At 59.7% G+C, this 13,359-nt stretch carries 11 protein-coding genes; 10 read left to right on the top strand and 1 reads right to left on the bottom strand.

The window, feature by feature from the left end; translation table 11 throughout:
• A partial coding sequence (norR, locus tag VA602_RS12175; protein ID WP_323453313.1) for a nitric oxide reductase transcriptional regulator NorR occupies positions 1–1,027 on the bottom strand: 1,027 nt, incomplete at its 3' end.
• Positions 1,028–1,258: 231 nt separating this feature from the next.
• Between norR and VA602_RS12170 the strand changes: the two genes are divergently transcribed.
• The 10 genes from VA602_RS12170 (at position 1,259) to alaC (ending at position 13,339) form a co-directional block, all read left to right on the top strand.
• Entirely contained in the window at positions 1,259–3,085 is a 1,827-nt protein-coding gene (locus VA602_RS12170; protein ID WP_323453312.1) for a hypothetical protein, read from the top strand.
• Between the two features lie 217 nt (positions 3,086–3,302).
• Positions 3,303–4,481 carry an NO-inducible flavohemoprotein gene (gene hmpA / locus VA602_RS12165; RefSeq protein WP_200603876.1) on the top strand — a complete coding sequence of 393 codons (1,179 nt, stop codon included), beginning with the start codon at positions 3,303–3,305 and terminating at the stop codon, positions 4,479–4,481.
• A 351-nt stretch (positions 4,482–4,832) separates the two neighbouring features.
• The gene (locus VA602_RS12160) at positions 4,833–5,339 is read left to right on the top strand and encodes a disulfide bond formation protein B (protein ID WP_054892511.1); all 507 of its coding nucleotides are present in this window, start codon (positions 4,833–4,835) and stop codon (positions 5,337–5,339) included.
• A gap of 556 nt (positions 5,340–5,895) precedes the next feature.
• Positions 5,896–6,840 carry a ubiquinol oxidase subunit II gene (gene cyoA, locus VA602_RS12155; protein ID WP_054892512.1) on the top strand — a complete coding sequence of 315 codons (945 nt, stop codon included), beginning with the start codon at positions 5,896–5,898 and terminating at the stop codon, positions 6,838–6,840.
• Positions 6,841–6,843: 3 nt separating this feature from the next.
• Entirely contained in the window at positions 6,844–8,862 is a 2,019-nt protein-coding gene (gene cyoB, locus VA602_RS12150) for a cytochrome o ubiquinol oxidase subunit I (RefSeq protein ID WP_063546100.1), read from the top strand.
• Between the two features lie 3 nt (positions 8,863–8,865).
• Positions 8,866–9,489 carry a cytochrome o ubiquinol oxidase subunit III gene (locus tag VA602_RS12145; protein WP_054892514.1) on the top strand — a complete coding sequence of 208 codons (624 nt, stop codon included), beginning with the start codon at positions 8,866–8,868 and terminating at the stop codon, positions 9,487–9,489.
• Positions 9,489–9,821, top strand: coding sequence for a cytochrome o ubiquinol oxidase subunit IV (cyoD, locus tag VA602_RS12140; protein WP_054892515.1), 333 nt, complete (start codon positions 9,489–9,491; stop codon positions 9,819–9,821). The genes VA602_RS12145 and cyoD overlap by 1 nt, the downstream gene beginning before the upstream one ends.
• An 11-nt stretch (positions 9,822–9,832) precedes the next feature.
• Positions 9,833–10,720 (top strand): heme o synthase, encoded by an 888-nt coding sequence (gene cyoE, locus VA602_RS12135; RefSeq protein WP_323453311.1) that lies wholly within the window; start codon positions 9,833–9,835, stop codon positions 10,718–10,720.
• 120 nt (positions 10,721–10,840) lie between these two features.
• Positions 10,841–11,968, top strand: coding sequence for a hypothetical protein (locus VA602_RS12130; RefSeq protein WP_323453310.1), 1,128 nt, complete (start codon positions 10,841–10,843; stop codon positions 11,966–11,968).
• 162 nt (positions 11,969–12,130) lie between these two features.
• On the top strand, positions 12,131–13,339 hold the full coding sequence (gene alaC / locus VA602_RS12125) for an alanine transaminase (RefSeq protein WP_054892518.1): 1,209 nt from the start codon (positions 12,131–12,133) through the stop codon (positions 13,337–13,339).
• The last annotated feature ends 20 nt before the right edge of the window (positions 13,340–13,359 follow it).

Genomic DNA, 13,359 nt, shown 5'->3' with positions numbered 1-13,359 from the left:
TGCGCACCTCGCTGGCGAGGTCTCGGTTAGTGGCGGCGATCAGGCGCACATCGACCCTGTGTTCTTGATCCGAACCCAGGCGCTGCAACTGGCCGCTTTGCAGAACCCTCAGCAGTTTGGCCTGCACTGACAGAGGCAGTTCGCCCACCTCATCGAGAAACAGCGTTGCGCCGTCGGCCAGTTCGAACTTGCCACGGCGCTCGCTGTGCGCGCCGGTGAAGGCGCCTTTGACGTGACCGAACAGCTCGCTTTCCACCAAGGCTTCGGGCAGTGCGGCGCAGTTAAGGCTGACCAGCGGTTTGTCCGCACGCTTGCTGGCCTGGTGCAGCGCCAGTGCGACCAGTTCCTTTCCGACCCCCGTCTGCCCGGTGACCAACACGGTCAGGTCGCTGCTCGCCACCAGGCGAATTTCTTCCAGCAAGTGCTTGTGCGCAGGGCTTTGGCCAATCAGTTCCCTGTGCTGATCGTTGACCTGTCGATAGACCTCGGCGCGTTGTTGCTCAGTTTCCACGCGCAAGGCCAGGCTCTCGATGCGTTCGGCCACGGTCACAGTGGCGGCAGCCAGGCTGGCGAAGGCCTGCAGGGCATCCAGTTCAAGGCTCTGGAACTGGCCAGGGGTGAGGGCATCGAGGGTCACCAAACCCCATGGGCGTTCATCGACCATCAGCGGGCAGCCCATGCAGTCGTGAACCTCCAGGCCTGCTTCGAAGGTGTTGACCAGCCCATCGTAGGGGTCTGGTAGTTCGGAGTCGCTGGCAAAGCGAGTCGGCTGCGATCGGCTTAGCAATATCTGGAAGCGAGGGTGTTCGCTGACCTTGAAGCGACGCCCCAGGGTGTCTGTGGATAAACCGTCGACGGCAAGCGGTACCAGCCACTCGCCATCCAGGCGCAGCAAGGCAGCGGCATCGCAGGGCAGCAAGCTGCGCATGGCTTGCAACAGACGGCGATAGCGCTCCTGGTCAGGCAGGTCGCGAGAGAGGTCGCTGACCAAGGGGAGGAGGGCGGTGAGCAGGGGTTTTGCGAACATGCGGGCGTCCTGGAGCGGCGTCTGGGGCATACGGTCGCGAGTTGTCTGCTTGACGTCAAGATCTGCCTGCTGCGTGACATGAGGTTACTCGGCATTCTTACCTGGTAAATCTGTCAGGTTACGCCCTCGTCGGTAGTGGATAGAGTTGGACGACACCTTATGCCACCCGTTCCGTCTGATGGGTAAGGCAACGGCTGGGTATCCTTTCAATCGGGCGAAGGTATTTTTCCAATGACCAAACAAGAGATATTTCTCAGCAAATTCCCTGTTTCAACCATGGCAGATGCATTGCATCCACTGGTTATCACGGACATGGACTCTGGTGGCTTACCGCGCGATGGCTTGGGCTGGAGTGAGTTGTTCGATCCAGCCCGTGTCGTGTCGATGTCAGCCAAACTGCCGGACGTCGTTCGAGAGGGCGACGAAGTCAGCCTTTTCTGGACATCTGTCAAACCTGCCACGCAACCACCTCAAGCCCCTCCAGCAGAGGAGCCGGCGCAGTTCTACCTGTTGGATGCAGATACCGAGAGCCGTGGCTGGTTAAGCTTTGGCGTGGTACGCGATGATCTGAAGCTGCCGCCGGAGGCGGATATTCCTTATCCGTACTTCGGTTACGTCTTTTATAGCCTGTATGACCCGGACGCCCGTGAAACACGCTACTCGGAGTATCGGGAGGTGCTGATTGACCTTAGTGTGCCTGGAGGACTCGATCCCAAGCCAGGATCTCCGGCCAATGAAAACCTTGTCGCGCCTATAGTGATGCCCTCCACGATCGACTCCCCTACCACCCCAGTGAGGGTTACGATCGAGGCATGGGATTTCATGCAGCCGGATGACCAGGTCACGTTGGTCTGGAACGGTGCTCGTCATGTCGGGAACCGCCTGGTCGCGGGTGATGTGGGTAAGCCATGGGTGATCAACGTTCCCGCTGAATTGATCAGGGAGGGGGGGAGCGGTGAAAACCTGCTGGTGTATTACGAAATCCGTGATCGGGTGCAGAACTACTCGCGTCCCTCCCCGCCTACTTACGTGAAGGTCGAAGACCCCAACGCACTCGAGGCCCCTGAAGTGGAGGGCGCGGAGAATCCACCCTACAAATTGGACCTGGCAGCGTTGGACGGTGACGATGTGACCATCTACCTACCTGACTACGAGGGGTACGCGAGAGGGGATTCCGTCACCATGCACTGGGTTGGGCTCAGTGCCGAAGCCGATGGTAAGCAGGTGCCGTATGATTGGCCGGCCAGAACGATCAATGGGACCAGGGACAAGATCTTCACTCTGCCGTATATCTACGCGGCCCTCGTGGTGAACGGTCTCGCTACGGTGTATTACGAGTCCACACCTGCTGCTGGCGGTAATGCCAGACCCTCACGTCGACGCTCGATCATCATTGTCGGTGAGGGCATTGCTTTGCAGCCCCCGGTTCTGCTCGAGGCGGAAGGTGACGAGATCGACCTGGCCAACTTGAGCGCCGAGGAGGTCCATGTGCGAGTGCCCGTTTACCCAGGGCAACGGGCAGGGGATGTGGTCACGCTGTTCTGGACTGGCAAGGTCGGTAACGGCGGTGGCATGACCTGGCAAACCGACCTGACGGTTCCCGTCGGGGGCGAAAAAGTCGAGCTTGTGTTCGAGGTGTCGTTGCCTTACCTGAGCCCATTGGTGGACGGTACCCTCACCTTGAGTTATTCGGTGCATACCCCCGAGTTCGATATCAGGCGATCCTCGCCCGAGAACGTCTACAACGTTGTGGACAGTGGGGCAGCCAATTTGCCGGCACCGACCTGTGCCCAGGTAGAAGGCAGTGGTGCCGGTGCGTCGATGCCCTCGGGTACCGAGAATGCAATCATCGAGATCCCGGACAGTGCAAGTCTGCGTGTGAACGATGCAGTCACGCTGCATTGGGAAGCAGCTTCTGGGGGTACCCCGCCAGCTTACACCGAGACCAAGACGTTCACGGGATTCCCGTTCAGCTTCACTGTGGGCAACGCGGTGATCAAGTCTTTTGAAGAGGTTGATGTGTCGGTGACCTACTCGGTTCAGCGAGCTGCTGCGTGATCGATGTGTCATGAGGGGCGGGCCGTTGAGCCAGTGATCACTCACAGGCTCAACGGCTTGGTCATTTTGACTATTGCAGTCATTATGACTTCAATTGATTCAGGTCATATTGACTTCACTGATCTCAACTTGTTGATTTAAAAGAATTTAATTGTTGGCATTGTAATTGCGTTTGGCTGGGTAGTCATTCGAAGCCCAAAGCTCAGGAGTCACTGCAATGCTCAATGCCGACCAACGTGCAATCATCAAGGCTACCGTCCCGCTGCTCGAAAGCGGTGGCGAGGCGCTGACCACCCACTTCTACAAGATGATGCTCAGCGAGTATCCCGAAGTGCGTCCGCTGTTCAACCAGGCGCACCAGGCCAGCGGTGACCAGCCACGCGCGCTGGCCAACGGCGTGCTCATGTATGCCCGCCATATCGACCGGCTGGAACAACTGGGTGGCCTGGTTGGCCAGATCATCAACAAGCATGTGGCCTTGCAGATCCTGCCCGAACATTACCCGATCGTTGGCAGTTGCCTGCTGCGTGCCATCGAGGAAGTGCTGGGCAAGGACATCGCCACCCCGGAAGTGATCGCTGCCTGGGGCGCGGCCTATGGCCAGCTGGCCGATATTCTTATCGGTGCCGAAGAGGGCCTGTACAAGGCCAAGGAAGAGGCTGACGGCGGCTGGCGTGGTGCCCGGGATTTTCGTGTGGTGCGCCGTGAGCAGGAAAGCAGCGAGATCGTCTCGTTCTACTTCGCCCCCATCGATGGCAAGCCGGTACTCAAGGCCGAGCCTGGTCAGTACATCGGCCTGCAGTTGTTTATCGACGGTGCCGAACAGCGCCGCAACTATTCGCTCTCGGCATTGTGCGATGGCGAACAGTACCGCATCAGTGTCAAGCGCGAGGCCGGGGGCAAGGTGTCGAACCATCTGCACGATCAACTGCAGGTCGGCGACACGCTCAAGCTGTTCCCGCCGTCTGGCGACTTCACCCTGGCACCTGGCGACAAGCCGCTGGTGCTGATCAGTGGGGGTGTCGGCATCACCCCGACCCTGGCGATGCTCGAGGCTGCGCTGAAGACCGAGCGTCCGGTGCACTTCATCCACTGCGCACGCAACGGTTCGGTGCATGCTTTCCGTGACTGGATCGACAGCCTGGCGGCGCAGCATCCGCAACTGCAACGCTTCTATTGCTATGCCGAGGACGACGGCAGCCGTGACGCCAATGCGGTCGGCCTGCTGACCCAGGATCTGCTGGCCGAGTGGCTGCCGCGAGCGCGTGACGTGGATGCCTACTTCCTTGGACCAAAGGGCTTCATGGCGGCGATCCGTCGTCACCTCAAGGCCCTGGGGGTTCCGGATGCGCAGAGCCGCTACGAGTTCTTCGGGCCGGCGGCTGCTCTGGAGTGATGTGCTGACCGGGCCAACCCCTTCGCGGGCAAGCCCGCGAAGGGGTTGGCCTGTCCATATATAAGGAAGGATGAACAGCGCCCCGCAGCTTTCATCTTTAATCCTCCTTTAATCACTGTATCCTTCACTCCCGGGTGTCGAGGGGCTGGTCCCTGCGCGACGCCCGGGCAGCCGCTTTTTTTACCGGCCAAGGTTGAACCGATGTTGCCAACGCCGGTCACAGCATCTCCGGATAGCCCTGCGCAGCGCTGTCTCGCCGCTTCCTCGACACGCTAAGAGACCATCCCTGCGTGTAGACTTGCGCCCAGGCAGGCGGAACACGCTGCCACCTATCCATCCAAGGAATCGGCAATGAACGAACAAACCTTGCGCCTGAATCGGGAACGGCGCTTCCTCGTGCTGCTGGGGGTAATCTGCCTCTCGCTGATCGGCGGCGCGCTGTACATGCAGGTCGTGCTGGGCGAGGCACCTTGCCCGTTATGTATCCTGCAGCGCTATGCCTTGCTGCTGATCGCGCTGTTCGCGTTCATTGCCGCAGCCATGCCCGGACGACGGAGCCTGACCTTCTTCGAGGCGTTGGTCGTGCTCAGCGCAATTGGCGGAATCGTTGCGGCCGGCAACCATGTGTATATACTCGCCAACCCGTACGCCAGTTGCGGCGTCGATGTACTGCAGCCGATCGTCGACGACCTGCCCCTGGCGCGACTCTGGCCCCTGGCATTCCAGGTCGACGGTTTCTGCACCACACCGTACCCGCCCATCCTGGGTCTGTCGCTGGCGCAATGGGCACTGGTGGCGTTCGTCCTCACTGCCATCCTGGTGCCGCTGGGCATCTATCGGAATCGGCGCCGGGCTTAGACAAAAGTCCCGATTTGATGCAGGTCTATTGCACGGTGAGATAACCGGCAAAAGTTTCCCAAAGACTGATCCTGATCAACGTTGAGCCCTTGTGATACAAGGGCTTCAGGGCTATCAAGCCGGGTGCGACAAACTGTCGCGAAGTTGATTTTTCAGGCGGGATTATTACAAATCCTGTAAAAGACTGTTGCTCAATAAGTCATAGTCAAGGGGGGGCGACCTATCTACAATCGCCCCCAATTTCCGTTCGGCACTGCTTGCGAGTCGCAGGATTGAAGGAAGCCCCAGCGCTCCTTTTGCTGACTTCGACAAGTTTCGCCCAACGGCGATCCGGGCGGACACCCCTCCGCGTTTTCCCGCACCAAATGGAATTGGTCTGAAGTACAGGCCTTTAGCCTAAGAAAACCCCAAGCTCGTCCATACGCTCAACGCCCAGATCCAGCAGTCGGATCCCAGGCAGGCGCGGGTTCGAGCTCGAAATGCTAACGCTTGGCAGGACGAAGTGTTGGCGAACAAAACACATTGCATTGAAGCAAGCTGATCTAGAGGTCGTGAGATGAGTAAAAAGCGTTACCCCAGACTGTTTGGCATATTGCCCTTTTTAGGCATGCTTTTACTCAGTGGGTGCAACTGGACCCTGCTCGACCCGAAGGGCCAGGTCGGCATTGAGCAAAAGAACCTGATCCTCATCGCTACCGGCCTGATGCTGCTGGTCGTGGTGCCAGTCATCATCATGACCCTGGTCTTCGCCTGGAAGTATCGTGCTTCCAACAAGGCTGCCACCTACACCCCCGACTGGTCGCACTCGACCAAGATCGAAGCTGCGGTGTGGATCATCCCGATCCTGATCATCATCGCCCTGGGCTACGTCACCTACCACTCCACCCACAAGCTCGACCCTTATCGTCCGCTGGATTCCGATGTGAAGCCGGTGCAGATCGACGTGGTCGCCCTGGACTGGAAATGGCTGTTCATCTACCCGGAGCAGGGCATTGCCACGGTCAACAAGATCGTCTTCCCGGCTAACACTCCGGTCAACTTCCGCGTGACCTCCGACGCCGTGATGAACTCGTTCTTCATCCCTGCGCTGGGCGGCCAGATCTACGCGATGGCCGGCATGACCACCAAGCTGCACCTGATCGCCAACGAAAATGGCGAGTTCGACGGTATCTCCGCGAACTACAGCGGTGCTGGCTTCACCGGTATGAAATTCAAGGCAACCGCCACTTCGCAAGCCGACTTCGATGCATGGGTCGCGCAAGTGAAGGCTTCGCCGAAGAAGCTGGACAAGGCCGAATACGACGCCTTGGCCAAACCAAGCGAAAACAACCCAGTCGAGCTGTACAGCGAGGCTTCGCCTGACACGTTCCAGCTCATCGTCGACAAGTACGAAGGCATGAACCGTGGTCGTCCGAGCCACGAAGAAGCAGGCAGCAAAGACCTGGCCACTACCAAGGGTGTGGAAACGAGTATGCAACCAGCTGCCGGTGCAGAGGAGTAAGAGATGTTCGGTAAATTAAGCCTGGAGGCGATTCCCTATCACGAGCCGATAGTCATGGTGACGCTTGCCATTGTCGCGCTCGGGGGCCTCGCCGTCGTTGGTGCCCTCACCTATTTCCGCAAGTGGTCCTACTTGTGGACCGAGTGGCTGACCACGGTCGACCACAAGAAGATCGGGGTGATGTACATCATCGTCGCGATGGTCATGCTGCTGCGCGGCTTCGCCGACGCCATCATGATGCGTACCCAGTTGGCTGCCGCGACCGGCGGCTCCGAAGGCTACCTGCCGCCTGAACACTATGACCAGATCTTCACCGCCCACGGTGTGATCATGATCATCTTCATGGCGATGCCGTTCTTCACCGGCCTGATGAACCTGGCCCTGCCTCTGCAGATCGGTGCACGTGACGTTGCCTTCCCGTTCCTGAACTCCCTGAGCTTCTACCTGCTGCTGGCAGGCGTGCTGCTGGTCAACATCTCCCTGGGCGTCGGCGAATTCGCCAAGACCGGTTGGGTTGCCTATCCGCCACTGTCGGGGATCCAGTACAGTCCGGGCGTAGGGGTTGACTACTACATCTGGGCGCTACAGCTATCAGGCTTGGGTACGACACTCACAGGCGTGAACTTCCTGGTCACCGTCCTGAAGATGCGCGCACCTGGCATGAAGCTGATGGACATGCCGATCTTCACCTGGACCTGCACCTGGGCCAACGTGCTGATCGTCGCTTCCTTCCCGATCCTGACCGCCGCACTCGCCCTGCTGACCGTTGACCGTTATCTGGACTTCCACATCTTCACCAACGAGCTTGGTGGGAACCCGATGATGTACGTCAACCTGTTCTGGGCCTGGGGTCACCCTGAGGTGTACATCCTGATCCTGCCGGCGTTCGGCGTGTTCTCGGAAGTGACCTCGACCTTCTCCAGCAAGCGTCTGTTCGGCCACCACGCGATGATCTACGCATCGGGTGCCATTGCCGTACTGGGCTTCGCGGTCTGGCTGCACCACTTCTTCACCATGGGTGCAGGCGCCAGCGTCAACACCTTCTTCGGCCTGGCGACGATGCTGATCTCCATTCCGACCGGTGTGAAGCTGTTCAACTGGCTGTTCACCATGTATCAGGGCCGCGTGCGTTTCACTCCGCCGATGCTCTGGACCCTGGGCTTCATGGTCACCTTCTCCATCGGTGGCATGACCGGCGTACTGCTGGCCGTTCCAGGTGCTGACTTCGTGCTGCACAACAGCCTGTTCGTTATCGCCCACTTCCACAACGTAATCATCGGCGGCGCGGTGTTCGGCTACATTGCCGGCTTCGCCTTCTGGTTCCCGAAAGCCTTCGGTTTCACCCTCAACGAGAAGTGGGGCAAGGCGGCATTCTGGTTCTGGCTGTCCGGTTTCTACGTGGCCTTCATGCCGCTGTACGCGCTGGGCTTCATGGGTATGACCCGTCGTCTGAACCACTCCGACAACCCACTGTGGGAACCCTACCTGTACGTGGCCGTGGTCGGTGCAGTGCTGATCCTGTTCGGTATCGCCTGCCAGCTGATCCAGCTGTACGTATCGGTTCGCGACCGCAACCAGAACCTGGACGTCACCGGCGATCCATGGGGTGGCCGTACCCTGGAATGGTCGACTTCGTCGCCACCTCCGTTCTACAACTTCGCCCACATGCCCGAGAAGGTCGGCCTGGACGCCTGGCAAGAAGCCAAGGAAGCCGGTGTCGCCTACAAGGTGCCGGCCAAGTACGAAGCGATCCACATGCCGAACAACACCGCTACCGGTCTGTTCATGGGTCTGTTCCTGACCATCTTCGGCTTCGCTTTCATCTGGCACATCTGGTGGCTGGTGGGTGCGAGCCTGGTAGCAACCATCGCGGTCTTCGTTCGCCACGCTGCGCGTGACGACCAGGGCTACATGGTCCCTGCCGAAGAAGTGGCGCGCATCGAAGGCGAACGCCAGCGGGCCCTGCAGCTTGCCGGTGTACCTACCGGTGGCGCACGTGTCGAAACCTTTGAACGGGTGTAATCAATGTCCAGTCAAGTAATTCACGGCGATGCACATGGTCACGACCATGGGCACGACGATCACCACCACGACTCGGGCCAGATGACCGTCTTCGGTTTCTGGCTGTACCTGATGACCGACTGCATCCTGTTTGCGTCGCTCTTCGCCACCTACGCGGTGCTGTCCGGCAGTTTTGCCGGCGGCCCGTCGGGTCATGACATCTTCCAGCTCGACTTCGTGCTGGTCGAAACCGCGTTCCTGCTGCTGTCCTCGATCACCTTCGGCTTCGCCATGCTGAAGATGTTCGCCGGTAACAAGGCAGGCGTACTGGGCTGGTTGGCAGTGACCTTCCTGTTCGGTGCAGGCTTCATCGCGATGGAAATCTACGAGTTCCATCACCTGATCGTTGAAGGCTACGGCCCGCAGCGCAGTGGCTTCCTGTCGGCGTTCTTCGCGCTGGTCGGTACCCACGGCCTGCACGTGACCTCGGGTCTGATCTGGATGGCCATCCTGATGTACCAGATCAACAAGCACGGCATCACGCCGACTGCCAAGACCCGCATGAGCTGCCTGAGCCTGTTCTGGCACTTCCTGGACGTGGTCTGGATCTGCGTCTTCACCGTCGTCTACCTGCTGGGGGTTCTGTAATGGCTAACGCACACGACACTCACCACGAAGGTAACCACGGCAGCGTGAAGTCCTACATGATCGGCTTCATCCTGTCGATCATCCTGACCGCGATCCCGTTCGGCCTGGTGATGTATCCAACCCTGCCGAAGAACCTGACCGTCCTGATCGTGGTGGCCATGGCCGTCATCCAGGTCGTGGTGCACCTGGTGTACTTCCTGCACATGGACCGCTCGAAAGAGCAGCGTTCCACTGTCTCGACGTTCCTGTTCACCGCTCTGGTAATCGCACTGCTGGTAGGCCTGTCGCTGTGGATCATGTTCAGCATCCACTACGAAATGTTGGCCAAGTGAGGTAAGACTGCATGTCCGTGAAGCACTTTATCCAAATCACCAAACCGGGGATCATTTTCGGTAACGTGCTTTCCGTGGCAGGCGGTTTCTTCCTTGCCGCGAAGGGCCATGTGGACTTCGCCCTGTTCCTGGCGGTGGTGGTCGGTACTTCGCTCGTGGTTGCGTCCGGTTGCGTGTTCAACAACTGCATCGACCGTGACATCGACCAGAAGATGGAACGTACCAAGAACCGCGTCATGGTCCAGGGCGGCATGTCGCTGCCCCTCGCACTGATCTACGCCACCCTGCTTGGGGTGGCGGGCTTCAGCCTGCTGTATGTCCAGGCCAACCCGCTGTCGGCGTTCTGCGCGCTGATCGGCTTCGTGGTCTACGTCGGCTTCTACAGCCTGTGGCTCAAGCGCAAATCGGTGCACGGCACCCTGGTCGGCAGCCTGTCCGGTGCCATGCCTCCGGTGATCGGCTATTGCGCAGTGAGCAACAGCTTCGACCTGGCAGCGGTCACGCTGCTGGTGATGTTCAGCTTGTGGCAGATGCCGCACAGCTTTGCCATCGCCATCTTCCGCTTCAGGGATTACAGCGCTGCCAACATCCCGGTCCTGCCGGTGGCTCGCGGTATCCTGGCGGCGAAGAAGCAGATCGTGCTGTACGTGCTGGCCTTCGTGCTCGCCACGCTGATGCTGACGCTGGGTGGGTATGCCGGTCTGGGTTACCTGGCCGTTGCGGCTGCCATGGGTCTGTACTGGTTGTACATGGCCTGGGGTGGCTACAAGGCCGAGGACGACAGCAAGTGGGCACGCAAGGTGTTCGGCTTCTCCATCCTGACCGTCACGGCGCTGAGCGTGATGATGTCGGTGGACAGCCAGACCGCTGCCGACGTGCTGATGACCTACGCACGCTGAAGCCTTCGCGTTTTACAAGAACCCGGCCTTTGGCCGGGTTTTTTGTTGGCAGATTTTCCGTCTGCGTGCAGGCGTTCGAACACACTAGTTTGGGCCTCCAAACCATCAGGAGGCATCCAAATGAGTGTTTTTACCGTCTATTTCTGTGGCACCGGGTCCCATCGTTTCGATGACAAGAACCCCAACTTCTGGAATGGTGAGCTGATCGCCACGCTGGCGAGCAATCACTCCGGCAGGGAATTCGTCGATTGGATCACAGTCGATGGCCCAGGCAGTGGCAACCTGCAGGACGATGCCCTGTTCGTCGATGACGGCGACTACTACAAAGTGACCGGCACCCTGTTCGGCAAGGGTTGGGATGAGAATGTGCAGCACGCCCTGCAGGTCATCAAAGGCAAGAGTACCTGGGCCCGCACCAAGCTCACCGAGCAGCAATACCAGAACCTGAAGAGTGCAGGCATTCCCATTCCTGATGCCGAGGCCGGCGGCTCGTGGTTCTGGCGCACTTACGACTACGGCGATCGCGCGGTGACTCCTCAGGCCTTGCAGGAGCAGTTGATCAAGCAACTGCGCAAACCGCTGATCCCGACCACGGTCAACCTGGTGGGGTGGAGCAGGGGCGGAATCAGTTGTCACATGCTTGCCAACGCCATGGCGCAAGACCCGGAGCTGTGCGATGTAAAGGTCAACATCTTTGCCGTCGATCCGGTGCCCGGCGTGGGTAACGTGCAGTCTGAGCGTGTGCAACTGGGAGCCAACGTGAAGGAGTACGTGGGGTTCTACGCACGAGACGAGCGATCCAAAGGTTTCGCCTGTGTGGTGCCTGTCACTGCATACGGTACGCGTATCAGCGTTCTCCCGATGCCGGGCCGTCATGCAACGCTGGTGGGCAATGCTTCGATAGACGGCGCAGGTTCCGGCAAGGCACTGCCTGAACCGGGGATGATCGTGCGGCACTTCGCCGAGGTTTGCCTGAAGCGTTGGGGTGTAACGTTGGACAAGTGTCTGGATTTGAGCGATGCCGCGCTGATGACCTATCACAAGACCATCGACGCGAACGATGAGCTCTACCGCGCCATGCGCAAGAAGTCCTATACCGTACTGACCGAAGGCACTGCCGATGAACGTATGGTTCACCGCGGCAGCATTGCCACGGAGTTCACCCAGGTGCGTGGCGAGCACATGGACCCCAGCGATGGGTTGAGCATCCAGCGCTTCGACTTGAACGCCTACAAGGCTTTGCGCTGAGTTACACGCTTACCCGCCAACGAGCGAGTCTCGCTGGCGGGCTGCCAATCTGTCGGTAGCCCCTTTACAACGCCAGGGCAACCAGACTATTTTCTGCCTCGGCCACCGCAGTGGCCAACGTCGCTCGGACGGTTCCGGGCGCTTACGTCTCTCGAGGAAAGCATGGCCAACCCAGGTTCGCCGCGCCGCTTTGCGCGCATCGATCGTCTCCCCCCCTACGTCTTCAACATCACTGCCGAGCTCAAGATGGCGGCACGCCGTCGCGGCGAAGACATCATCGACCTGAGCATGGGCAACCCGGATGGCGCGACTCCGCCACATATCGTCGAGAAGCTGGTGCAGGTCGCCCAGCGTGAAGATACCCACGGCTACTCCACCTCGCGCGGCATCCCGCGCCTGCGCCGCGCCATCTCCAACTGGTACAAGGAACGCTACGAGGTCGAGATCGACCCGGACAGCGAAGCCATCGTCACCATCGGCTCGAAAGAGGGCCTCGCGCACCTGATGCTCGCCACCCTCGACCATGGCGACACGGTGCTGGTGCCCAACCCAAGCTACCCGATTCACATCTACGGGGCGGTGATTGCCGGTGCTCAGGTTCGCTCGGTGCCGCTGGTACCGGGCGTGGACTTCTTCAATGAGCTCGAACGTGCGATCCGCGAATCGATCCCCAAGCCGAAGATGATGATCCTGGGCTTCCCATCCAACCCGACGGCGCAGTGTGTGGAGTTGGACTTCTTCGAGCGTGTGGTCGCCCTGGCCAAGCAGTACGACGTGCTGGTGGTGCACGACCTCGCTTACGCCGATATCGTCTACGACGGCTGGAAGGCCCCCTCGATCATGCAGGTGCCCGGCGCCAAGGATATCGCCGTGGAATTTTTCACCCTGTCCAAGAGCTACAACATGGCGGGCTGGCGGATCGGTTTCATGGTCGGCAACCCCGAGCTGGTCAGCGCCCTGGCGCGGATCAAGAGCTACCACGACTACGGCACCTTCACTCCGCTGCAAGTGGCGGCGATCGCTGCGCTGGAAGGCGACCAGCAGTGTGTGCGCGACATCGCGGAGCAGTACCGGCAGCGCCGCAACCTGTTGGTCAAGGGGCTGCATGAGCTGGGCTGGATGGTCGAGAACCCGAAAGCCTCGATGTACGTCTGGGCCAAGATCCCCGAAGCTTATGCGCACCTCGGCTCGCTGGAGTTCTCCAAGAAGTTGCTGGCCGAGGCCAAGGTCTGTGTCTCGCCCGGTATCGGTTTCGGCGACTATGGCGATGACCATGTGCGTTTTGCCCTGATCGAGAACCAGGATCGCATCCGCCAGGCCATCCGCGGCATTCGTCAGATGTTCCGCGCCGACGGCCTGACCAGCAAGTAAGCCCCAGGCTCAAGCCGCAA

This window comes from Pseudomonas machongensis (assembly GCF_034961125.1).
Classification (GTDB): domain Bacteria; phylum Pseudomonadota; class Gammaproteobacteria; order Pseudomonadales; family Pseudomonadaceae; genus Aquipseudomonas; species Aquipseudomonas machongensis.
The sequence above is the reverse complement of the archived record's forward strand: the minus strand, read 5'-3'. Positions and strand labels throughout refer to the sequence as shown.